The 23,497-nt window shown below is 55.0% G+C and carries 18 protein-coding genes; 9 read left to right on the top strand and 9 right to left on the bottom strand.

Translation table 11 applies throughout. From position 1 onward, the window contains the following. Window positions 1-148 precede the first annotated feature (148 nt). The 9 genes from CLV80_RS13565 (at window position 149) to CLV80_RS13525 (ending at window position 11,247) form a co-directional block, all read left to right on the top strand. Entirely contained in the window at window positions 149-1,405 is a 1,257-nt protein-coding gene (locus tag CLV80_RS13565) for an ABC transporter substrate-binding protein (protein ID WP_106358468.1), read from the top strand. Window positions 1,406-1,504: 99 nt separating this feature from the next. Beyond that, window positions 1,505-2,419 carry a carbohydrate ABC transporter permease gene (locus CLV80_RS13560; RefSeq protein ID WP_106358467.1) on the top strand — a complete coding sequence of 305 codons (915 nt, stop codon included), beginning with the start codon at window positions 1,505-1,507 and terminating at the stop codon, window positions 2,417-2,419. 1 nt (window position 2,420) lies between these two features. Beyond that, window positions 2,421-3,269 (top strand): carbohydrate ABC transporter permease, encoded by an 849-nt coding sequence (locus tag CLV80_RS13555; RefSeq protein WP_106358466.1) that lies wholly within the window; start codon window positions 2,421-2,423, stop codon window positions 3,267-3,269. Next, window positions 3,266-5,350 carry an alpha-galactosidase gene (locus tag CLV80_RS13550; protein ID WP_106358465.1) on the top strand — a complete coding sequence of 695 codons (2,085 nt, stop codon included), beginning with the start codon at window positions 3,266-3,268 and terminating at the stop codon, window positions 5,348-5,350. The genes CLV80_RS13555 and CLV80_RS13550 overlap by 4 nt, the downstream gene beginning before the upstream one ends. Next, window positions 5,347-7,056 carry an IlvD/Edd family dehydratase gene (locus CLV80_RS13545; RefSeq protein WP_106358464.1) on the top strand — a complete coding sequence of 570 codons (1,710 nt, stop codon included), beginning with the start codon at window positions 5,347-5,349 and terminating at the stop codon, window positions 7,054-7,056. Before CLV80_RS13550 ends, CLV80_RS13545 begins: the two co-directional genes overlap by 4 nt. Continuing rightward, window positions 7,056-7,823 carry an SDR family NAD(P)-dependent oxidoreductase gene (locus CLV80_RS13540; protein ID WP_106358463.1) on the top strand — a complete coding sequence of 256 codons (768 nt, stop codon included), beginning with the start codon at window positions 7,056-7,058 and terminating at the stop codon, window positions 7,821-7,823. Before CLV80_RS13545 ends, CLV80_RS13540 begins: the two co-directional genes overlap by 1 nt. Next, on the top strand, window positions 7,820-8,728 hold the full coding sequence (locus CLV80_RS13535) for a 2-dehydro-3-deoxygalactonokinase (RefSeq protein ID WP_106358462.1): 909 nt from the start codon (window positions 7,820-7,822) through the stop codon (window positions 8,726-8,728). The genes CLV80_RS13540 and CLV80_RS13535 overlap by 4 nt, the downstream gene beginning before the upstream one ends. Continuing rightward, window positions 8,725-9,333 (top strand): 2-dehydro-3-deoxy-6-phosphogalactonate aldolase, encoded by a 609-nt coding sequence (locus CLV80_RS13530; protein ID WP_106358461.1) that lies wholly within the window; start codon window positions 8,725-8,727, stop codon window positions 9,331-9,333. Before CLV80_RS13535 ends, CLV80_RS13530 begins: the two co-directional genes overlap by 4 nt. Before the next feature lie 18 nt (window positions 9,334-9,351). Continuing rightward, a complete protein-coding gene (locus CLV80_RS13525; RefSeq protein WP_106358460.1) occupies window positions 9,352-11,247 on the top strand; it encodes a beta-galactosidase in 1,896 nt (631 codons plus the stop codon). A 15-nt stretch (window positions 11,248-11,262) separates the two neighbouring features. Here the strand turns inward: CLV80_RS13525 and CLV80_RS13520 are convergent, their stop codons facing one another. The 9 genes from CLV80_RS13520 to adh all read right to left on the bottom strand — a co-directional run bounded on the left by CLV80_RS13520 (window position 11,263) and on the right by adh (window position 23,379). Next, the gene (locus tag CLV80_RS13520; protein WP_106358459.1) at window positions 11,263-14,370 is read right to left on the bottom strand and encodes an efflux RND transporter permease subunit; all 3,108 of its coding nucleotides are present in this window, start codon (window positions 14,368-14,370) and stop codon (window positions 11,263-11,265) included. 3 nt (window positions 14,371-14,373) lie between these two features. After that, window positions 14,374-15,603 carry an efflux RND transporter periplasmic adaptor subunit gene (locus tag CLV80_RS13515; RefSeq protein WP_106358458.1) on the bottom strand — a complete coding sequence of 410 codons (1,230 nt, stop codon included), beginning with the start codon at window positions 15,601-15,603 and terminating at the stop codon, window positions 14,374-14,376. A gap of 13 nt (window positions 15,604-15,616) precedes the next feature. Further along, window positions 15,617-16,102 carry a GbsR/MarR family transcriptional regulator gene (locus CLV80_RS13510; protein WP_106358457.1) on the bottom strand — a complete coding sequence of 162 codons (486 nt, stop codon included), beginning with the start codon at window positions 16,100-16,102 and terminating at the stop codon, window positions 15,617-15,619. Between the two features lie 136 nt (window positions 16,103-16,238). Beyond that, window positions 16,239-18,428 (bottom strand): NADP-dependent isocitrate dehydrogenase, encoded by a 2,190-nt coding sequence (locus CLV80_RS13505; protein WP_106358456.1) that lies wholly within the window; start codon window positions 18,426-18,428, stop codon window positions 16,239-16,241. 116 nt (window positions 18,429-18,544) lie between these two features. Beyond that, window positions 18,545-19,753: an ABC transporter permease gene (locus CLV80_RS13500; RefSeq protein WP_106358455.1), complete on the bottom strand. Its 1,209-nt coding sequence runs from the start codon at window positions 19,751-19,753 to the stop codon at window positions 18,545-18,547. After that, complete coding sequence (locus CLV80_RS13495) at window positions 19,750-20,478, bottom strand: ABC transporter ATP-binding protein (RefSeq protein ID WP_106358454.1); 729 nt, start codon at window positions 20,476-20,478, stop codon at window positions 19,750-19,752. Before CLV80_RS13495 ends, CLV80_RS13500 begins: the two co-directional genes overlap by 4 nt. After that, a complete protein-coding gene (locus CLV80_RS13490; RefSeq protein ID WP_106358453.1) occupies window positions 20,479-21,165 on the bottom strand; it encodes an efflux RND transporter periplasmic adaptor subunit in 687 nt (228 codons plus the stop codon). It lies immediately after the preceding gene. A 17-nt stretch (window positions 21,166-21,182) separates the two neighbouring features. Beyond that, window positions 21,183-21,680 carry an efflux RND transporter periplasmic adaptor subunit gene (locus CLV80_RS13485; RefSeq protein WP_106358452.1) on the bottom strand — a complete coding sequence of 166 codons (498 nt, stop codon included), beginning with the start codon at window positions 21,678-21,680 and terminating at the stop codon, window positions 21,183-21,185. Window positions 21,681-21,858: 178 nt separating this feature from the next. Beyond that, window positions 21,859-23,379, bottom strand: coding sequence for an aldehyde dehydrogenase (gene adh, locus CLV80_RS13480; RefSeq protein WP_106358451.1), 1,521 nt, complete (start codon window positions 23,377-23,379; stop codon window positions 21,859-21,861). Window positions 23,380-23,497 lie beyond the last annotated feature (118 nt).

The following is a 23,497-nucleotide window of genomic DNA, read 5'->3' as shown; positions in this document are numbered from 1 at the left end:
GTGGCCTCCCTACCCCGGGTTATCCGAGGAACCTATTGACAAGCCTATACCGATCCGCGTTAAGGTTTCAATATTAGAAATGCGGTTCCACTATATGAAACTAAAATGTTTTGGCGGGATCGTTGGGAGCATAAATAGGGAGGACACTATGCGTTCCATGAAGAAGCTGATGCTGGCCGGTTTGGCCGCGACTACAATGCTAAGCAGTTCTGCGTTTGCAGAAGGCCTATCAGGCGAGCTGCGCGTATTTTCCGACATGTCGAACCCGGCGCCCCGTGCCGTAATGGAAGGTATGGTTGAACGCTTTGGTGCGATGCACCCTGATCTGGACATCGAACTGACGGTCATCGACCGCGAAGCCTACAAAACACAGATCCGTAACTTTTTGACTGCTGACGCACCTGACGTTGCGAACTGGTACGCGGCGAACCGCATGGGTCCATATGTGAACGCCGGTCTTTTCGAAGACATCTCTGACCTATGGGCAGAGCCAGAGTTCGCAGCGCTTGCATCCACCAAAGGCGCGATGACCATTGATGATAAACAATGGGGCGTTCCCTATACTTACTACCAATGGGGTGTTTACTACCGTCAGGACATCTTTGAAGAGTTGGGCCTAACAGCACCTGCGACCTTTGAAGAAGAGCTGGCGAACTGCGAAAAGATCGTGGCGTCTGGCCGTGCTTGCTACACCATCGGTTCAAAATTCCTTTGGACTGCTGGCGGCTGGTTCGACTACCTGAACATGCGTACAAACGGTTATGATTTCCACATGCAGCTTGCACGTGGCGAAATCGAATGGACAGATGACCGCGTTCGCGAGACATTCGCAAACTGGCGCAAGCTGATCGACATGGGCGGCTTCATCGAAGACCACCAGACCTACAGCTGGCAAGAAGCCCTGCCATTCATGATCAATGGCGATGCGACTGCTTATCTGATGGGTAACTTTGCGGTGCCGCACTTCCGTGACGGTGGCCTGACTGATGACCAGCTTGGTTTCTATCAGTTCCCAGTGATCAACCCAGATGTGCCGATGGCAGAAGACGCGCCAACAGACACGTTCCACATTCCTGCGAACGCGCAAAACAAAGAAGCCGCACGTGAATTCCTGCGCTTCATCGTTTCTGCGGATAACCAGACACTGATCAACGCAGGTGATGCACTGGGTCAGCTGCCTGTGAACGCAGAGTCTTCGGTTGATGACGACAAGTTCCTCGAAGCTGGCTTCAACATGCTGTCCAACGACGCACCGGGCGGCGTGGCACAGTTCTTTGACCGGGATTTCTCGGCAGAGATGGCAAAGGCTGGCATGGAAGGTCTACAGGAATTCATGGTTTACCCTGATAACCTGGACGACATCCTAGAGCGTCTTGAATTCGTTCGTCAGGATACTGCTGAATAATTACAACAATTGCGGGGTGGCTTATGCTGCCCCGCTTTTCGTTCTAGCTGCAAGCATCTGCGCTGCGGGTTTTTGCACTTGGGACTTGAGGAGTAGAAAATGACTGACACGACGGCTGCTGCGCCGCACCACAGTTGGTTCCATCGCAATCGGAAAACGATCACGCCTTGGCTGTTTTTGCTGCCGGGTATCCTGTTTTTCTCGGTCTATGTGATCTACCCGATCATCCAAAGCATCAACCTGTCCTTCTATAAATGGGACGGGCTGGGCGAGGCCGAATATGTCGGCACTGCCAACTATGAACGTTTGGCAAGCGACCGAGCATTCACCGTGTCGTTGTTCAATAACATGAAGTGGCTGCTGCTATATCTACTGGCCATCCCAGCAGGCCTATTTATCGCGCTATTTCTAAACCAAACCGTGCGCGGCATTCGCATCTATAAATCGCTGTTCTTCTTTCCCTTTGTGATTTCCCAAGTCGTCGTGGGCCTAGTATTCACTTGGTTCTACGATCCAAACTTTGGCCTTTTGAATGGTATCTTAGGTGCTGTCGGGCTTGGTCCAATCAACGTGCTGGGTGACCCTGCGCTAGCCACCTATGGCATCATCGCTGCGGGTCTTTGGCCGCAAACTGCATATTGCATGATCCTGTATCTGACGGGCCTAAATGCCGTTGATCCCGAACAAATCGAAGCCGCCCGTCTTGATGGTGCAAAGGGGTGGCGGATGCTGTGGCACATCATCATTCCACAGCTAAAGCCCGCGACCTTTATCGCCTTTGTGGTCACGATTATCGGTGCGCTGCGGTCGTTCGATCTGATCTCGATCATGACCAACGGTGGTCCGTTCGGATCAACCCGCGTGCTGTCATTCTACATGTTCGAAAAGGCGCTGTCCGAATACGGGTTCCGCATGGGATACGGCGCTGCCATCGCGGTTGTCCTGTTCTTTATCATGCTGTTCTTCATCGCCTATTTCCTATGGTCGATGTACCAAGACGAGAAAGGTCGCTAAGATGTTCCCTACCCCACTCGAGCGAACATCCCGGTCGTGGCAGATTGGCTATCAGTCCCTGCTTCCCGTTGCCGTTATCGCATGGTTGCTGCCGCTACTTGCTGTCGCGATGTTCTCGGTCAAGCCAAGCTCTGATTTCACAGGTGGTGACTATTGGTCGTGGCCGTCACGCTTTGCGGGTTTCGAAAACTATGGGCGTGTTTTCACCGACAGCCCAATGCCGCGCTACATCCTGAATTCGTTCATGATCACCATTCCAACGGTAATCGGCGCGGTTGCACTGTCCTGCATGACAGGCTTCGCGCTCGGCGTGTATCGGTTCCGCTTTAACCTGCTGGTGTTCTTCCTGTTCATCGCGGGGAACTTTGTACCGTTTCAGATTCTGATGATCCCAGTACGTGATCTGACGATTGATGCGGGGCTTTATAATACCAAGCTGGGGTTGGTCCTGTTCCACATCGCGTTTCAAACAGGGTTCTGCACGCTGTTCATGCGTAACTTTATCCGCGCCTTGCCCTTTGAATTGATCGAGGCGGCCCGCGTCGAAGGTATCACCGAATTCCAAATTTTCTGGCACATCGTCCTGCCCTTGATGAAGCCCGCGATTGCAGCGCTGTCTGTGCTGATCTTTACCTTCATCTGGAACGACTATTTCTGGGCGGTCGTCCTGACCCAAGGTCCACAAGCACAGCCCGTGACCGCAGGCATCACCAGCTTTAACGCACAGTTTGGCGTGGCCTATCACATGCTGTCGGCGGGCTCGATCGTTGCGGCCCTGCCACCTGTGTTGATGTTCTTCTTGATGCAACGCCACTTTATCGCAGGTCTGACACTTGGGGCTGTCAAATGATCCAATGCTGGCGACTAGACGATGCCCGACAAACCTTGGTCTTGGGCGTCCGCGACAAACAATTGGCCGAAGCGATCTATTGGGGACCGCGCCTGCCAGATAGTGAAAATCTGGAAACGCTCTATGCGGTGCACGGCATCGACGTCGCGGGCGGGATGTTGGATCAACATCCCGAGCTGTCAATTTGCCCCGCCGCAACGCGCACTTTTCAGGGGCAACCCGGCATGGCGTTGCGTGACACGGCAGGCAAACCGCTGTTACCAAAGCTGGCGTTCGAAAGCGTTGAGGCGAAGACAGACGCGCTGACGCTAACCTACACAGACCAATCCATTGGCCTAACCTATCGCGCCCATTTCGCGATTGATCCCGAAACCCATCTGATCTCCATGTCCGCAGAACTGGAATCAGAGCAACCCATCAACTTGCAATGGCTTGCCGCACCCGTGTTACCTGCGCCGCAGCTATCTGATGAGATGATAGACTTTGCCGGGCGTTGGTGTGGTGAATTCCAGATGAACCGCACCCCTTGGTCTGCCGGAATGCGCACGCGCGACAACCGTACCGGCCGCACGGGACACGAACATTTTCCGGGTCTAATCGTCCCTTGCCGCAGCGCAACCAATACCCAAGGCGCGGCATATGGCTTCCACTATGGTTGGTCCGGTGGACATAAAATGGTGGCCGAAGAACTGCCCGATGGCCGACGCCAAATCCAATTTGGCAACGCGTCAGATACTGAACTGACCCCACTAACCCATTTCAAAACCGCACCGCTTTTCGCGACTTATTCAGGTATTGGACTAAACGGCTGCGCAACCGCGTTCCAACGCCACCTGCGCGACCGCGTGGTGACTTGGCCGCATCCTGACCGCCCGCGCCCGGTGCATTATAACTGCTGGGAAGCCATCTATTTTGATCACGACATTCCAGAGCTTCAAGAAATCGCGACGCATGCGGCCAGTCTAGGCGCGGAACGTTTCGTGCTGGATGACGGCTGGTTCGGGAAACGCGACGACGACACGACATCGCTTGGTGATTGGTTCATTGATAAGCGCAAATATCCCGATGGCTTAACCCCACTAATCGACCACATCCATGGGTTAGGCATGACCTTTGGCATCTGGTTCGAGCCAGAGATGATCAACCCAGATAGCGACACCTACCGCGCCCATCCCGACTGGGCGTTGGGGGATGAAGATCAAATTCTGGGGCGGCACCAAAAGGTGCTGAACATGGCACTGCCAGCGGTCCGCGATTACCTATTTCATCGGATCGCCAAAGTGCTGACCGACTACGATATCGATTACATCAAATGGGATCATAACCGCGTTCTGCCGACCCCTGATGCGGATCAAACACGCGGCACCTACGCCCTGCTTGATCGGTTGCGCACTGCGTTTCCACAGGTCGAGATTGAAAGCTGCGCTTCGGGCGGTGGCCGTATTGATTTTGGGATCATGGAACATACCCAACGCGTCTGGCTGTCCGACAGCAACGACGCGCTAGAGCGGCTAAAAATCCAACACAACGCGGCGCTGTTCCTGCCGCAATGCGTGACTGGTAGCCATGTTGGCCCGCGCGTTTGTCATACATCTGGGCGTATCTTGGATATCCGGTTTCGCGCTTGGGTCGCTGCCCAACGCCACATGGGGTTTGAGATGGACCCGCGTGAACTGACCGACGACGAAGCCGATGTGCTGCGCCGTGTCACCGGGTGGTGGAAAGACAACCGCGATTGGATGCGCCACGCCGATATTTTGCGGCTTGATGCGGCGGATCCGGCGGTTCTGGCTGAACAGCATCTACATCAGGATCAGTTCGCCGTCTTTGCCGGTAAGGCCGACACATCCACGCAAATCGCGCCACGTCCGCTGCGCCTGACCGGGCTTGATGCCAACGCCACATACCACGTTGATCTGGCGAACCGTGACGAACTCACCCGTAAGGCGCTGTCACGCGGACAGTCCCCCTTGAAAACAAACGCGATTAACGTCAGTGGCCAATATTTGATGCATCACGGGATCACCCTCCCGTGGAGCTTTCCAGAAACCATGTGGGTTATCGAGGGCCACAAAATATGAAGAAACCACGCCGCAGCAGCAATTGGTACGGAATGATGGACAAAGACGGGTTTATCCGTCGGTCCTGGATGAAGAACCAAGGCTTTCCGGATCACGCCTTTGATGGCCGCCCTGTTATCGGGATTTGTAACACTTGGTCGGAACTGACGCCCTGCAATAGCGGGCTGCGCGATCTAGCCGAAGCCGTAAAGCGCGGCGTCTGGGAGGCAGGCGGTTTCCCGGTCGAATTCCCGGTGATGTCACTGGGCGAAACCCAGATGAAACCGACTGCGATGTTGTTCCGTAATCTGTTAGCGATGGACGTCGAAGAATCCATTCGCGCCTATGGCATCGACGGTGTGGTGTTGTTGGGCGGTTGTGACAAAACCACCCCCGGCCAGTTGATGGGTGCCGCATCTGTAGATTTGCCATCAATCGTTGTGTCCTCTGGTCCGATGCTGAATGGCAAATGGAAAGGCCGCGATCTGGGCTCTGGCACCGATGTCCGCAAATTCGCGACCGCTGTGAAAGCGGGCGAAATGACATTGCAGGACTTCATGGCAACTGAATCCGGTATGAGCAGGTCCAAGGGTGTCTGCATGACCATGGGCACCGCGTCCACGATGGCGTCATTGGTCGAGGCAATGGGAATGGCCCTGCCAACCAACGCCGCCCTCCCCGCCGTTGACGCCCGCCGCGCGGCACTGGCCCATATGACGGGTAAGCGGATCGTTGAAATGGTCGACGAAGACCTGAAACCATCCGACATCCTGACCAAAGCGGCGTTTGAAAACGCGATCCTTACCAATGCCGCAGTCGGCGGATCGACAAACGCTGTGGTGCACCTGCTTGCCTTAGCTGGTCGTGTTGGCGTGGACTTGACGCTTGAGGACATCGAAATCGGTGGTGAAATCCCATTGCTGGTCAACTGCATGCCATCGGGCAAATACCTGATGGAGGACTTTTGCTATGCGGGCGGCGTGCCTGCTGTTTTAAACGAACTCAAGGACATCCTGCGCCCGTCGAAAACGGTGCTTGGTGGTGATATCAGCGCCTATCACGATGGTGCCGAATGCTATAATCCCGATGTGATCCGCCCGTTTAACGACCCAATCAAACCTGCCGCTGGTCTACGCGTGTTGCGCGGTAACCTTGCGCCCAATGGTGCCATCGTAAAGCCTTCTGCGGCGTCTGATCATTTGCTTGAACACACTGGCCCCGCCTATGTTTTCGAAACCATCGAAGATCTTAAAGCCAACATTGACCGGCCTGATCTGCCTGTGACCAAAGACAGCATTCTGGTGCTCAAAGGTTGCGGCCCCAAAGGATACCCCGGTATGCCCGAGGTGGGCGATATGCCGATCCCGGCAGTGTTGGTGAAACAAGGCGTGCGCGATATGGTCCGCGTTTCGGATGCCCGCATGTCTGGTACGGCCTTTGGCACCGTGATCTTGCACGTCGCACCCGAAGCGAATGCTGGCGGCCCGCTTGGGCTTGTGCAAACCGGGGATATCATTCGGGTATCGGCAAGCACCGGTGTGCTTGATCTTCAGGTCGATGAAGCCGAACTTGAAAAACGCCGCGCAGCTTGGGTCGCGCCCGAACCGCATTACACGCGTGGCTATGCCAAGCTATACGTCGATACCGTGCTTCAGGCCGATAAAGGCGCTGATCTAGATTTCTTGGTGGGCAAAGACACCCGCCCCGTCACAAGGGAGAGCCACTAATGAGCCACCCAATTTTCCCTGACCTCAAATCAGCATCGGTGTTCATCACCGGCGGTGGGTCGGGCATCGGGGCCGCACTGACCGAAGGGTTTTTGCGCCAAGGCGCTAAGGTCGCTTTTGTTGGGCAATCTGATGCGTCAGCTTTTGTCGATCAGATGGAAACTGCGACAGATAACCGCCCGTTGTTTATCCAATGCGACATTACCGACACCAGCGCACTACAGGCCGCAATTGATAAGGCCGCAGCGGCCCACGGCCCGATCACTGCGTTGACCAACAACGCCGCCAACGACAAACGCCATGCCACCGAAGAAGTCGACGAAGCATTCTGGGAATGGTCTATGACGATTAACCTCAAGGCCTATTTCTTTGCCTGTCAGGCGGTGCTTCCAGCGATGAAATCGGCTGGCGGCGGAACAATCATCAATATGTCCTCGATCAGCTATATGATGGGGAACGCGGGCTATCCGCTTTATACGACCGCAAATGCTGGGATCACCGGCATGACCCGGTCACTGGCCCGCGAATTCGGCCCTGACGGGGTACGCGTAAACGCTATCGCACCGGGTTGGGTGATGACACAAAAACAAAAAGACATGTGGGTGACGCCCGAAGCTCTCGCCGGGCATCTTGACCGACAATGCGTCAAGACTGAACTGGAACCCGAAGACATGGTTGGTCCGGTCCTGTTCTTGGCGTCAAACATGAGCCGGGCAATCACCGGCCAACTGATCGCCGCAGACGGCGGCGTGGTGGTGACAGGATGAGCAACAACACCAAAAACCCAAACTGGATCGGCGTTGACTGGGGCACATCAAACCTACGCGTTGCCCTGATGTATGACGACGGCACCACGCAGTGCCTGACGTCTGACCAAGGCATGAGCGGGCTTAACCCGGACGCATTTGAACCCGCACTTTTGGCGATGATCAACGATCACCTTGGCGCTGGCGTGACCCCTGTGGTCATCTGCGGCATGGCTGGATCGCGTCAAGGCTGGGCAGAGGCCCCCTATATCGCGACACCTTGCAACCCGCCGTCCATCGCAGAAGCCGTGAAGGTAAAGGTAAATGACCCGCGTATTTCGGTTTCAATTCTACCGGGTGTCAAACAGGCCAAACCTGCCGACGTGATGCGCGGCGAAGAAACCCAGATCGCAGGCTTTCTGGCGCAAAAACCCGATTTCGACGGTGTGCTGTGCCTGCCCGGCACCCATTCGAAATGGGTCCATATCAGCGCCAAAGAGATCGTTAGCTTTCGTACCTTCATGACTGGCGAAATGTTCGCGCTGTTGGCCGAACAATCTGTGCTGCGTTTCTCGGTACAGGCAGAGCTGGATCTGGATGCCTTTGATACCGCCGTCGGCGATGCCCTTAGCCGCCCTGAAACAATCGGCGCAGAGCTATTTGCGCTGCGTGCGGGCACGCTATTGGCGACGCTTAGCGAAAGCGCGGCACGGGGGCGTTTGTCTGGGTTACTCATCGGCACCGAACTTGCTGGTGCGCGCCCCTATTGGCTGGGTCGTGACATTGCACTGATCGGTGCTGGCAAACTAACCGCGCTTTACCAACGCGCACTTGCGCAGCAGGGGATCACTGCGCCTGCTGTTTCAGGCGAAGACATGGTGCTGTCCGGCCTATCTGCCGCTTATACCCAACAGGTAAAAACATGAGCCGCAATATCATCGCCATTTTGCGTGGCGTCACCCCGCCAGAGGTCCACGAAATCGGTCAAACCTTGATCGACGCAGGTATCGACCAAATCGAAGTCCCGCTGAATTCGCCTGATCCATTGGAAAGCATTCACATTCTCGCGGAGGCATTTGGTGAAGTGGCGCTGATTGGTGCAGGCACCGTTCTAACGACCAAAGACGTGGCGGATGTCGCAAGCGTTGGTGGCAAACTGATCGTGTCACCTGACTGCAATCCAGATGTTATTCGCGCAACGAAAGTCGCCGGATTGGCCAGCTATCCGGGCGTCATGACGCCAACCGAATGCTTTGCCGCGCTGCGCAACGGCGCGGATGGGCTCAAATTTTTTCCCGGATCACTTGTCGGCGTTGATGGGTTCAAGGCCGTCTCAGCTGTCCTACCCAAAGGCACGCGCAGCTATGCTGTGGGTGGCGCGGACGCATCCAATTTTGCCGACTGGGCCAAGGTCGGGATCACCGGGTTTGGCATCGGATCGGCCATTTATAGCGCCGGGATAACCGCCCAAGACGTGCGCACACGCGCTGATAAAATCGTTGCCGCATATGACGCGGCGATGCCTGCCTAAGAAACGAAAGATCACCCAATGAAACGCACCCTTGGCACCTGCTACTACCCCGAACATTGGGACGAAGAAATCTGGACAGAAGACGCCCGGCGCATGGCCGAGCTTGGACTGACATGGGTGCGGATCGGTGAATTTGCGTGGTCGCGACTAGAACCATCGCCCGGAGATCTGCAGCTAGATTGGCTGGATCGCGCGATTGATGTGCTGAATGATGCAGGGCTTTCTGTGGTGCTGGGTACGCCAACAGCCACACCGCCACGCTGGATGCTTGATAAGCACCCCGACATGATCGCGCTGGATGCTGACGGCAAACCGCGTGGGTTTGGGTCACGGCGGCATTATTGCTTTAGCCACGCTGGCTTTCGCGCTGAATCGCAACGGATCACACGGATTATCGCCGAACGGTTTGGGCATAAAGTTGCAGCATGGCAGACCGACAACGAATACGGATGCCACGACACGGTGATCAGCTATTCAGACGCAGCCCGCCTTGCATTTCAGGACTGGCTACAGGCCCGATATGGCACGGTCGATGCATTGAACACTGCTTGGGGAAACGTATTTTGGTCAATGGACTATGACCGTTTCGACCAAATCGGCCTACCTAACCTAACCGTCACAGAACCAAACCCTGCCCACGCGCAGGCATTCCGTCGGTTTAGTTCGGATCAGGTCGTCGCATTCAACCGCGAACAGGTCGATGAAATTCGTGCGCACTCAACCGCGCCGATCAGCCACAACTACATGGGGCGCGTCACAGACTTTGATCATTTCGCAGTTGGCAAAGACCTCGAGATCGCGACATGGGACAGTTACCCGCTTGGGTTTCTCGAAGACCGCGTGGGGGCAAGCCCAGAACACCAACGCGCCTTTGCCCGCCAAGGCGACCCAGATTTTCAGGCGTTTCACCACGACCTTTACCGCGCCGTCGGACGTGGGCGTTGGTGGGTGATGGAACAGCAACCCGGCCCCGTAAACTGGGCACCGCACAACCCAGCCCCCCTACCCGGCATGGTCCGTCTTTGGACGTGGGAGGCATTGGCCCACGGCGCCGAAGCTGTCTGTTATTTCCGCTGGCGTCAGGCCCCATTCGCCCAAGAACAGCTACATTCTGGCCTTTTGCGGCCTGACAGCGCAGAGGCCCCAGCAATGCTTGAGGCCCGACAAGTCGCGAGCGAAATCCAAAACGCGCCCGATGTCAGCATCCCGCGTGCCGATGTGGGTCTCATCTTTGACTATGACGCAGATTGGGCGTGGTCGGTGCAGCCGCACGGTGCGGAGCTTAGCTACTTCGGCCTCGTGCTCGACCATTACCGCGCGTTGAGGCGTGCGGGGTTAAACGTGGATATCCTATCGCCAGACACGCAAGATTTCAGCGGGTACAAAATCGTACTCGCACCCGGCTTAATGCATCTGACCGACGAACTGCGAGCCGCATTGGCACAGACCGAAGCCCATGTTGTCTATGGCCCACGCACCGGCGCGCGCGATGCAGATTTCAAAATGCCTGTCCCGTTACCGCCCGCGATTGCCGGGCTGGATGTCACGGTCGCAAGGTTAGAGAGCCTGCGCCCCGACAGCCCAATCCCCTTGGCAGGCGGGGGTGCCGTGCAAGGCTATCTCGAAGAATTCGAAACCACCGCGACACCGATGTTCACACGCGAAGACGGGCAGCCAATAGTCGTGACAGACGGAAACCGGACCTACAACGGCGGCTGGCTAGACGACATCGGAATGGACCGACTGGTCGCACAACTTTGCGAAACAGCAAACATCACGACACGGACCCTACCAAATGGCATCCGCATTCGACGCACAGAGACCGAAGAATTCTGGTTCAATCACTGCGCCGAAGCGGTCAAAACAGAAATCGGGACACTCGCACCTGCATCGGTAACACGCCGGATCATCTGATCGGCGTGTTACATATCATGCATGTACATCATCCGGTGCTGCGGGCAGAAAAGGTTGAATTAGTCGCGTAAACGAGTCGATGTAAGTCAGCAAAACAGGCACCACGACGAGCGTCAAAAGCGACGATGAAATCAGCCCACCGATCACGGCATGCGCCATAGGTGCGTTTTGCCCTGACCCGCCGTGGATATTCAGCGCAAGCGGCAACATACCAAAGATCATTGCAAGAGTGGTCATCACGATAGGACGGAACCGAGTCGTGCCTGCTTCGACCAACGCATCAAACAGGTTCATCCCTGCCCTTGTGTGTTGGTTCGCGTTATCGACCAGCAAAATAGCGTTCTTTACCACCAGTCCCATCAGCATGATGAACCCGATGATCGAGAACATATTCAACGTCGATCCACCGACCAACAGCCCCAGCATCACACCTATCAAAGCAAGCGGAAGCGACGACATAATGGCCAATGGCTGCATAAAGCTGCCAAATTGCGACGCAAGCACCAGATAGATGAACACGATCGCCAACAGCAACGCAGCCGCAGCCGACGCGCCGGATTCAGCGATCTGTTCGCTATCGCCACCAAACCCAACGTGGTAACCCGGTGGCATATCCATTTCGGCAATCGCAGCTGTAATCAACGGTTGTGCTGACCGTATATCTAAGTCGTCTAAGCCAGCAGTGACCTGGACCGAACGTTCACGACCTTCGCGCGTGATTTCACCAGCACTGCTTGATGACTCTACCACGGCGATTTGGTCAAGGCGAACGACACCCGTCCCGTCTGCACTGGCAGCCACAGGCAACGACCCAAGCAAGCTTGCGTTATTGCGAACATCTTCCGGTAGGCGCAGCAGAACGTCATAGCTATCGCCGTTTGGTGCGGTCCAGTCAGACACGGTCGCGCCCGCGATCATTGGTGATAAGGCTTGCCCCACTTGGCTGATTGAGACGCCCACGTCTGACGCAGCATCACGATCGATCCTAATACCAATTGTTGGCTGCGGGTCGTCCAAACTGGTCCGTACATCAGCAAACCCATCAATCGCTGCCAAACGATCCGCAAGATCACGTGACAGACGCGTCAATGTATCTAAGTCCGGCCCAAAGATTTTGATAGCCACAGGTGTAGCAACCCCGCTCCCGAATGAACCGGGAGGACCGACGCGAAACTTTGCACCGGGAACAGCCAATAATGCGTCTCGAACAAGTGGAGTAATCGTTGTCGGGGTCAAATCACGCTCTGTCGGTGGGGTCATACGTACAACGATAGCAGCACTGTTTTCCCCCGAGTTAGAGCCTGAATTGACGGTCGCATAGGTTCCGATCACTTCTGGAAATGTTCGCAGGATTGCGTCGACTTGGGCGATCTTTTCCGCGGTGCGTGCCAGTGGCGTCCCGACAGGCGTTTCCAGATCGACCTGCATTTCCGAGTTATCAGCGGGCGGTACAAATTCAGCCCCAACAAACGGAAACAAAGCAAGCCCACCAACAAAGATCAGCAATGCGGTAATCAGCGTTGTTTTACGCCAACGCAGTGCCGCCTTAAGCAGCTTACTATAGCAAACGCCCAACCAGTCGAAAAATCGTTCAAACTGATGTATCGCCCGGCCAATAGGCCCGCGTTCACGGTGCGGGTCTGCAGCAGGATCGTACCAGACCGACGACATCATCGGATCAAGCGTGAAAGATACGAACAACGACACAAGAACCGCAACGGAAACAGTGACGCCGAACTGCAAAAAGAACCGCCCTAAGATACCATCCATAAACGCGACGGGCAAAAACACCGCCACAATCGACAGTGTCGTGGCAAACACTGCCAGTCCAATCTCGTTGGTGCCATCCAAAGCTGCTTGTTCGTGGGATTTTCCCATGTGTAGGTGACGCATAATGTTTTCACGGACAACAATCGCGTCATCAATCAAGATCCCGACAGCCAGCGAAAGCGCCATCATCGTCATCATGTTCAGTGTGAACCCAAGAAAATAGATCGCGGCCATCGTACCGATGATTGAAATCGGTAACGTCAACCCGGTGATCACAGTAGACCGCCACGAGTTAAGAAACAAAAACACGATCACGGTCGCCAACAACGCACCTTCCAGAAGCATCGATTGAACAGACTCAAAACTGTGTTCAACCGGAATCGCGTTATCGCGAATGATCTCAAGCGTGATGCCGTCGTATAGCGGATCATTGGCCATCGCGTGGACTTCTTCACGCACGGCCTCGGCTACGGCGACGGTATTTGCACCTTGGGTTTTTACGACATCGACCGCTAACGCGCCTTCACCATCCAGCATTGCGAGGCTTGTCTGCTCTGCGAGGTTTGTTCCAATCGTTGCCACGTCACCTAATCGAACGGGGTATCCACCACGGCGGGCAATGATGATTTCCTCAAAGCCCGCAAGATCATTCAGCCGTCCTTCGACCTGAACCGACTGTTTGCTAACCCCTTGTGTCACTGAACCTGCCGGTAAATCGGAATTTTCCGCGGACAAAGCAGCCGCAATTTCAGATGCACCAATTCCAAGCGCCGACTGGCGATCTGGGTCAATCAACACATGGACTTCGCGCGGAAGACCACCAACAACAGACGCCCGGCCTACCCCGGCAATGTTAGAAAGACGCGTCGCCAATTCATCCTCGGCCAGCGCCGTCAGAACACCCGTATCATAGCGATCAGAGGTGATCCCGATTGAGATGATGGGCATCTCGGACGGATCGAACCGCAGAATCTGCGGATCTTCGGCGTTATCTGGCAGGCTCCCTTGGATTTGGGCAATTCGGTCACGCACGTCTTGGGCAGCGACAGAGCTGTCGATCTCAAGCTCGAATTGGATCAAAACCATCGCAGACCCAGTTCGCGCAGTTGAGGTGATTGCATCAATGCCAGACAAAGTCGAAACACCGTCCTCAATTGGTTTGATCACGTCACTTTCAACAGCTTCCGGGGTCGCGCCAGGATACGAAGTGACAATAGCAACGATTGGGAAATCGACTTCGGGGAGTTCCTCGACCGGAAGACGTGAATAGGAAAACAGCCCGATGACAAAGATAGCGACCATAACCATGGTCGCAAAGACGGGCTGGTTTACGGAAATACGGGTCAGGAACATCGGTCAGCCCTCAACCACTGTAATAGCCATATCCGGCTGTAGCCGCTCCAAAGGTGCTGAAACGATAACGTCACCCGGTGACAGACCTTGGGTCACTTCAACTAACCGCCCGCGGTCCCATGTCCGCGCGACAGTCACCGATTGGCGGACAACCCGATCACCTGCGCGTTTCAAAACGAAGTCACCCGCTTCATCGTTGCGTAAGGCATTGACGGCGACGCCAATTGCATCTGGCTTTGCCTCAAGCACCAGAACGCCCGAGGCGAACATGCCACCACGTAACGCGCCGCTGGCGTTGTCAATTGTTGCGAAAATCGGCAGCATCCGCGTACCTGACGCAGCGACAGGCGCAATCCGTTCAACTGTTCCAGAAAACGGCTGATCGCCGAACCCGTCAGCGGTCACATCAACCGTCTGGCCAATCGTGATGCGCGGCGCATAATTCACAGGAACAACGCCCTCTAGCTCAAGCGATGAAATATCCACCAACGTCATTAGAGGGGCGCCAACGCTAACGAATGTCCCCGGATCAACAGTACGCTCTGCAATGATCCCTGAAAACGGCGCGGAAATCGTTGCTTTGGTCAATGAACGTTCCGCTGTCGCGACTTGCTGCTCTAACGCTACTAAATTCGCTTTAAGCTGCTGCACGTTCGCCGCGACACTGTCGAAACTAGACGAAGTCGCAACGCCCCGATCCACAAGGCTTTGAGTACGTTCAAGCTGCGTATTTGCATAATCCAGCTGCGCACGGGTGGCATCTGCAGTCGCGCGGCTTTGCTCTAACTGGTTGCGCAGTGTTTCAATGTCGATACGCACAAGCATATCGCCAGTTTCAACCCAGTCACCTGCCCGATGCGACACAAGATCAATATGGCCTGATACTTCTGCGGGAATGCTAAGCTCGCGGATGGGGCCAAGCGACCCGGTAATGCGTACCGTCTCGCGCAAGGTTTGCGGCGCAATCTTTGTTAGTTCACTCGGCAAGATTTGCATGACGACTTCGTGAGGTTTTTCGACCGCCACGACAACGGCTGTTTCCGCTGGTTCCGTGACCCCAGTCAAAGCACCGCTTGTCAACGCGGACCCACCGACAACAAGTATCGCCAAAACGACCCAAGGCCAACGCCGCCGCGGCGGCTTACGCCCTTCGGCCTTGGCTTTTGCAACCTTCTGTTCGCGGCTGGTTAACGCCCATTCGGGTTTAGGCGCATCGTGGGTTGGTTTAGTCACATCAACGTTCCATCTATTCGTCCGACGCATCTTTCCGCATCGAAATCGTATCATTTTGAGCCAATGCATCTGCCCACGACTTTAGAAAGTCGGCAGACTGGCGGTAAAAATCTGCAAACTCTGAAACAGGTTTGCGTTTATGTTCTTTGTCGGCTGGAAAGCTCTCCGCGATTGCATCAATCTGCGCAGCGTTGCGTTTAAACCGATCTGACATCGTTGAAAGAATGCTCTGATGTGGGCGCGGCAACGCGCGCCACAAGTCTTGGCGCGACCCCTTACGGCTTTCGCGGACAACAATGCCTCGGGCCTCTAGCAGTCGCACATTCGTCGACACTGATGCCTTAGATACATCAAGCTCTTCGGCAATTTGGGTCAAAGAACAGGCCTCACCCGCGAGTATAAGGTATGCCGTGATTTGCCCTGAAATACGCGGCGACCCATCCGCCTGAGAAATCAAGCCGAGCGTTTCGATAAACTTGTCTTCCGGTGTCTGCGTCATGTCATTTCTTTCATTTAATACGTTCAGTATATACTGAACGATAGATTCGCAAGTCTATTGATTAGCTGTTGTATTAACCAAAAGGGCCGCACAATCACACGATTGCACGGCCCCATGTTGTCTAGTCGGTGATTGCTTAACCGATGATGGCGTTCAATGTTGCCGATGGGCGCATCACTGCAGCCGTTTTCGCGTCGTCAGTGTGGAAGTAACCACCAAGATCAGCGGCGGCACCTTGCGCTGCTGCGATCTCGGATGTGATTTTACCTTCATTGGACACAAGTGCTTCTGCAATTGGCGCAAAATGCGCGGCTAGATCTGCATCGCTTGCCTGCGCGGCAAGTGCTTCTGCCCAGTAGCGCGCGAACCAGTAGTGGCTGTCGCGGTTGTCAGGCTCACCGACTTTGCGTGAAGGCGAATTGCCATTGTCCAAAATACCTTGGGTCGCGGCATCAACCGCAGCACCCAAAACGCGCGCTTTTTCGTTGCCTTTGACATCCGCAAGGAATGTCAGGCTTTCGCCAAGCGCGCAGAACTCGCCAAGGCTGTCCCAACGCAGGTGGTTTTCTTCGATCAATTGCTGAACGTGCTTTGGTGCGGAACCGCCAGCACCTGTTTCAAACAGGCCGCCACCGTTCATCAGCTTAACGATAGAAAGCATCTTTGCAGATGTCGCCAGTTCAAGGATCGGGAACAAATCGGTCAGATAGTCGCGCAGCACGTTGCCGGTGATCGCGATCGTGTCTTCACCTTTTGTGATCGTCTCAAGCGATGCACGTGTTGCTTCGCGTGGTGCCATGATCTCAAACTTATCGGCAACGCCTTTGGCTTCGAGGATTGGCTTCACATAGGCGATCAGCTCTGCATCGTGGGCGCGGTCTGCGTCCAGCCAGAAAATCGCGCGTGTGCCTTCGGCCTTTTGGCGATCAATTGCAAGGTTCACCCAGTCTTCGATTGGGGCCTTACGCGCAGAGGCAGAGCGCCAGATGTCGCCAACTTCTACGTTGTGGCTGTGCAGAACGGTGCCATCATCAAGGATCATCTTAACCGTACCGGCCGCCGCGATTTCAAACGTGGTGGGGTGTGAACCGTATTCTTCAGCTTTTTGCGCCATCAGACCGATGTTCTGAACTGTGCCTGCAGTCGCTGGGTTGAGCTTGCCGTTTTCTTTGAAGAACTTGATCGTTTCGTCGTAAACGGGCGCATAAGAATTGTCTGGGATTACGCAGTTTGCGTCAGCTTCTTTGCCGTCTGGACCCCAGCCTTTACCGCCAGCGCGGATCAGTGCAGGCATTGACGCGTCAATGATCACGTCGGATGGCACGTGCAGGTTGGTGATGCCTTTGTCGCTGTCGACCATGTACATCGGCGGACGCTGCCCAGTGATTTCTTCAATCGCGGCTACGATTTCAGGCTCGCCTTTTACCTTCTCAAGAAGCGTACCCAGACCAGCGTTGCCAGTCACGCCCAGCGCGTCCAACTTGTCGCCGAACCTTTCGAACACAGGTGCCAACCACGCCTTAACCGCGTGACCAAAGATGATCGGGTCAGAGACCTTCATCATTGTTGCTTTCATATGCAGCGAGAACAGTGTGCCTTCGGCTTTGGTCTTTTCGATCTCGTCGGCAAGGAACGCATCAAGTGCTGCTGCGCTCATGTATGTCGCGTCAACCACGGTGCCTGCAGGGTATGTCACGCCGTCCTTTAAGACAGTTTCACCGTCAGCTGTTTCCAGAACGATCTTTGCAGTCGCTTCTTTCGCAAGTGTCGCCGACACTTCGTTTGAGAAGAAGTCGCCACCAGACATAGAGGCCACACGTGTTTTACTGTCGGCAGTCCACTCACCCATGCGGTGTGGGTTCTTTTGCGCAAAGCTTTTCACAGCTTTGGCGGCACGACGATCAGAGTTACCTTCACGTAGCACAGGGTTCACAGCGGAACCTTTCAGGCCATCGTATTTAGCACGAACAGCTTTTTCTTCGTCCGTGCTTGGGGCTTCTGGGTAGTCTGGCAATGCGTAACCCTGCGATTGCAGTTCTTTTACGGCAGCAACCAACTGCGGGACAGAGGCCGAGATGTTTGGCAGCTTGATCACGTTCGCATCAGGAGTTTTAACCAGTTGGCCCAGCTCGGCCAGATCATCGGTCTGACGCTGTGCTTCTGTCAGGTAATCTGGGAAAGCGGAAAGAATACGACCTGCAAGGCTGATGTCTTTGGTCCCGACTGACACGCCAGCAGCGGCAGCGAATTTTTGAATAATCGGAAGGAAAGACGCAGACGCCAGCTCGGGTGCTTCGTCAACTTTGGTATAGATGATATCTGACATAGGAAACCTCTTGAAATTGAGTTGCCCGTTCCATACCGGATGCGTCCAGAGTCGTCTACAGTATACCGCTGCATACGGTTCTTAATGCGACAATAGGCGCGTCGCCGCTTTGAAAATCACTGATGCCGTAGCGCGTCGATTGGATTTAGACGTGCAGCACGGCGTGCAGGGAAGAAACCAAATATCACCCCCACTGCTGCCGAAAACAAAAGCGCGAGCACGACGATAGCCGGGTCCGGGCTGAACGGGATGCTCATGAGGTTTGAAGCAACCGCCGCCAGTGCAAGCCCGAATAAGATGCCAACGACCCCGCCGATCATCGACAACACGATCGCCTCCACCAGAAACTGCAAAAGCACCTGATTGGCCGTTGCGCCAACGGCAAGGCGAATTCCGATCTCACGCGTGCGTTCAGTCACGGACACAAGCATGATGTTCATAATCCCGATGCCACCGACAAGAAGACTGACAGCGGCAACAGACGACAGCAACCCAGTCAGCACATTCGTAACGCCTGTCAGCATAGAGGCGAGCTGCTTCATGTCCCGCACCTGAAAATCATCTTCTTCGCCATCGCCAATCCGGCGACGTTCACGCATCAGGACCTCTATATCCACCAAAGTCCGATCGGTTGAGACACCATCAGAAGCGGCAACATAGATCATCGAAACATCTGAAGACCCAACAACGCGCCGTTGGAATGCTTTAACGGGCATTAATACCACGTCATCCTGATCCGTTCCGAAACTGGATGCGCCTTTTGCCTCTAGCAGGCCAACGATATCGCATGAGACATTCTTGAGCCGTATCGTTTCACCAATCGGGTCCGTATTTCCAAACAGGTTTTGCCGCACCGTTTCACCGACGATGCACACGGCCCGGCCTGCGCTTTCTTCGGTCGCTAAGAAACTGCGTCCCAGAACGATAGGCCAGTCCACGACCTCAAGATATTGCCCGTCTGTGCCTACGACCGAAGTACGAGTGTCTTGCTGACCATAAACCGCGTTTAGGCTAGTCTGGTTGAACGGGGCGGCGGTCCGGACGCTTGTTAACTGGTCAATAATGGCATCGACGTCGCGCAATTCAAACGCAGCAGCGACCGAAGTATTCCCCGGACCCATCTGCCCGCCGCCGGGTATGACGATCAATACGTTCGTACCAAGTTTTTCGACATCCGCCGTGACCTGATCAGAACTACCCTGCCCGACAGTCATCATTGTAATCACCGCAGCAACACCGATGACAATGCCCAGTACCGTCAGGATCGACCGCATCGCATTACGAAAGATCGCCTGAATTGCCAGTTTGATCGTTTCCTTGATCATGCCTGCTGCCTTTCTGGGGTCAGCACGCTATGCGGTGTCCCGCTGCGATCTACCTTACCGTCGACCATCCAAATGACGCGGTGTGCAAAAGCTGCCATTTCGTCTTCGTGCGTTACCATGATGATGGTAATGCCGTCCGTCTCGTTCAATGCGCGTAGCAGTTCCATGATTTCGAGCGACCGTTTGGTATCAAGGTTGCCTGTGGGCTCGTCCGCAAGAATGACTTCTGGACTGCCAACAAGCGCGCGCGCAATTGCGACCCTTTGTTGTTGTCCCCCAGACAGTTCGGATGGGTCGTGGTGCTCGCGGCCTTTCAGCCCCACCTTTTCAAGCGCATCCAATGCCTGTGCGCGCCGTTCAGCAGCGGACAGCCCTTTGTAGATCAACGGTAGTTCGACATTATCCAACGCAGAGGTACGCGGTAGTAAGTTAAACCCCTGAAAAACAAACCCCAGATAGTTTCTCCGCAAAAGCGCGCGCTGGTCGGGGTCCAATGACCCGACATGCACACCGTTAAACAAATAGTCGCCGCTCGTTGGGCTATCGAGACAGCCGATCATATTCATCGCGGTCGATTTACCTGATCCGGACGGCCCCATGAGTGCGACGAACTCTCCCGCCTTGACGGTTAGATCAACGCCGTCCATCGCATTTACTTCGGCCTCGCCGCTGCCATAGGTCTTGGTGACATTGATAAGTGCGATCACCGGAATATCGACCGTCATTTATCCGCCCTCGATCATATCAGTGATGACACCGTCACCTTCGGCGATATCGCCTCCTCCGATAATCGTGTGTAGGCCGTCACTGTCCCCTCTATTAATCTCAATCTCGACGGCAACACCGTCGTGCAGCACCCATAGCGTCCGATCAGATACAGCTCCGCGGGTATTTCCATCACCAGAGGGCATCAACAGACCTAGCAATCCTCCCCCAGTATCATCGTCCGACGCTTCGACTTCGACGACTTGTGGTGGGGCAAAGCGCAATGCTGCGTTCGGCACCAACAAAACGTCTGTATAGTGGGCAACCGTGACCTCTGCCGTGGCGGTCATGCCCGGGCGCAGTAACAGGTCGTCATTCACCACTGACAGGATTGCCTTATATGTAACCAACCCATCTGTGCTGTCTGACGCATAGCGCACCATCGATATTTCTGCCGGGAACTGCTGATCATCGTATGCATCAACGGTAAAGGTGGCTTTATCCCCGATGGCGATGCGACCGATATCAGATTCCGCGACATCAACCTGCAATTCCATTTGCGTCAAATCTTCGGCGATTGTGAACAGCTCTGGCGCAGACAGGCTGGCGGCAACAATCTGCCCCGCGTCCACCGATCTATCCAGAACGATGCCACCAATCGGCGACACGATGGTCGCCTTGCTTAGCACCGCCTCCTGGGCGTTCAACTGCGCCTGCGCAAGCTCTACATTCGCCTGCGCGCTCGCGACATTCGCACGCGCTCGTCCAGCTGTCGTACAATTTCGAAATCAGCCTCGGCCTCAAGTAAACTCGCCTTCGCGCTGGTCAGTTGCGCCTCGGCAGCGGCGTGACTGGCGATTTGCACAGCAAGCTGAGCATCCAATTGTATCGTATCTAGCCGAGCCAATACCTGTCCGGCTGCAACCGTATCATTATAATCCACCAAAACGTCAGCCATCGTGCTCGACAGTTCAGATGATATTTCAACAAGGTTTGTTGGCTCAATGGTCCCTGTCGCAGAGACCGTTACGGTCAAATCCCCGATCGCCGCATCTGTGGTGATATATCTCACTTGCGCGCGTTCTTCGGCCTCTTGCATCCACCAAAAACCAAGCCCCGCAACAACGACAGCCACACCGCCCCACAACATCAGTTTAGGCAGGTGCCGTTTGGCATGACCAACCCCTAGCTTCGCCTCTATTTCGCTTTTGGTATCGGGCATGTCGCGATCTCCATCCAAGCCACTATGGCTTTAGATTGCCGGAGTATTCGCGCGCGAGTAATGATTCAGATCAATAGTCACGTTCATTGCTTGCATCATATTCATGTATTGCGGGCTGCAAAGTGCCACTTTGGAAAAGGTGGCAGCGGCCGAGTGGTCGCCGCCGCCCAAGACGGACTTAGAAGAAACCCAACTTGTTTGGATTGTAGCTGACCAGCATGTTTTTGGTCTGCTGGTAGTGATCCAACATCATTTTATGGTTCTCGCGGCCAACACCGGACTGCTTGTAGCCGCCAAATGCAGCATGGGCAGGATAAGCGTGATAGTTATTCACCCACACACGGCCTGCCTCGATCCCGCGGCCAAAGCGATAGCAGGTGTTCATGTCGCGCGACCAAACGCCGGCGCCAAGGCCGTACATCGTGTCATTCGCAAGCTCTAGGGCTTCGGCTTCGTCCTTGAAGGTTGTCACCGACACAACCGGGCCAAAGATTTCCTCTTGGAAGACCCGCATCTTGTTGTGGCCTTTCAGGATCGTTGGCTGGATGTAGAACCCATTTTCAAGGTCGCCACCCATTTGTGCTGCTGCACCACCGGCCAGAACCTGTGCGCCTTCTTCCACACCGATCTGAAGATATGACAGGATCTTATCCTGCTGTTCACGGCTTGCTTGTGCGCCAACCATCGTGTCAGGCAGACGTGGGTCACCCTGTTTGATGGCTTTTACACGTGCAATCGCGCGTGCGATGAACTCTTCATAGATGTCCTCTTGGATCAGTGCGCGGCTTGGGCAGGTGCAGACCTCGCCTTGGTTAAAGGCGAATAGCACAAAACCTTCGACCGCTTTGTCTAGGAACGCGTCATCCTTTGCCATCACATCGGAAAAGAAGATGTTCGGTGACTTGCCGCCCAGTTCCAGCGTAACTGGGATCAGGTTTTCGGTCGCGGCTTGCATGATCTTGCGACCAGTCGCAGTAGACCCTGTGAATGCGATTTTTGCGATCCGTGAAGATGTCGCCAGCGCGGCGCCGACTTCTGCACCGTAACCATTCACGATGTTCAGCACACCGTCAGGCAACAGGTCAGAGATCAGTTCAGCAAACACCATGATCGCAGCTGGCGTCTGTTCTGCAGGTTTCAGAACAATACAGTTCCCAGCAGCAAGCGCCGGTGCCAGTTTCCAAGCCGCCATTAGAACAGAGAAGTTCCAAGGGATAATCTGCCCAACGACACCAAGTGGTTCGTGATAGTGGTAAGCGACAGTGTCTTCGTCAATTTGTGACATCGACCCTTCTTGGCCACGTAGAACCCCCGCGAAATACCGGAAGTGGTCAGCCGAAAGCGGAATATCCGCAGCCATAGTTTCGCGGATTGGCTTGCCGTTATCCCAAGTTTCCGCTGCCGCAATCTGTTCGAGGTTGGCCTCGATCACATCTGCGATTTTGAGCAGGATGTTGGAACGCTCTGTGGCCGATGTTTTGCCCCAAGCTTCCTTTGCTGCGTGGGCGGCATCCAGCGCCAGTTCAACATCCGCCGCGTCAGAACGGGCGACCTCGCAAACCACGCTGCCGGTGATTGGGGTGATGTTATCAAAATAGCGCCCGCCTACAGGCGCCACGAATTTCCCGCCGATATAGTTGTCATACCGGTTTTTGAACGGAGAGCTAAACTGCTGCTCCGTTTGTGACATCTCATTCATGAATTTTCTCCTCCTGACCGAGTCCTCCACCCGGCTGAAGAAGGCTAACGACCGTTTGATTAAGAGGTAAATGGACGTAAAAAGATGCACCATCCGATCTGTCTCAGAACTGAGACAA

Origin of the sequence: Yoonia maritima (genome assembly GCF_003003285.1) — a bacterium.
GTDB classification, from domain to species: Bacteria; Pseudomonadota; Alphaproteobacteria; order Rhodobacterales; family Rhodobacteraceae; genus Yoonia; species Yoonia maritima.
This window is presented reverse-complemented; position numbering and strand designations above follow the sequence as displayed.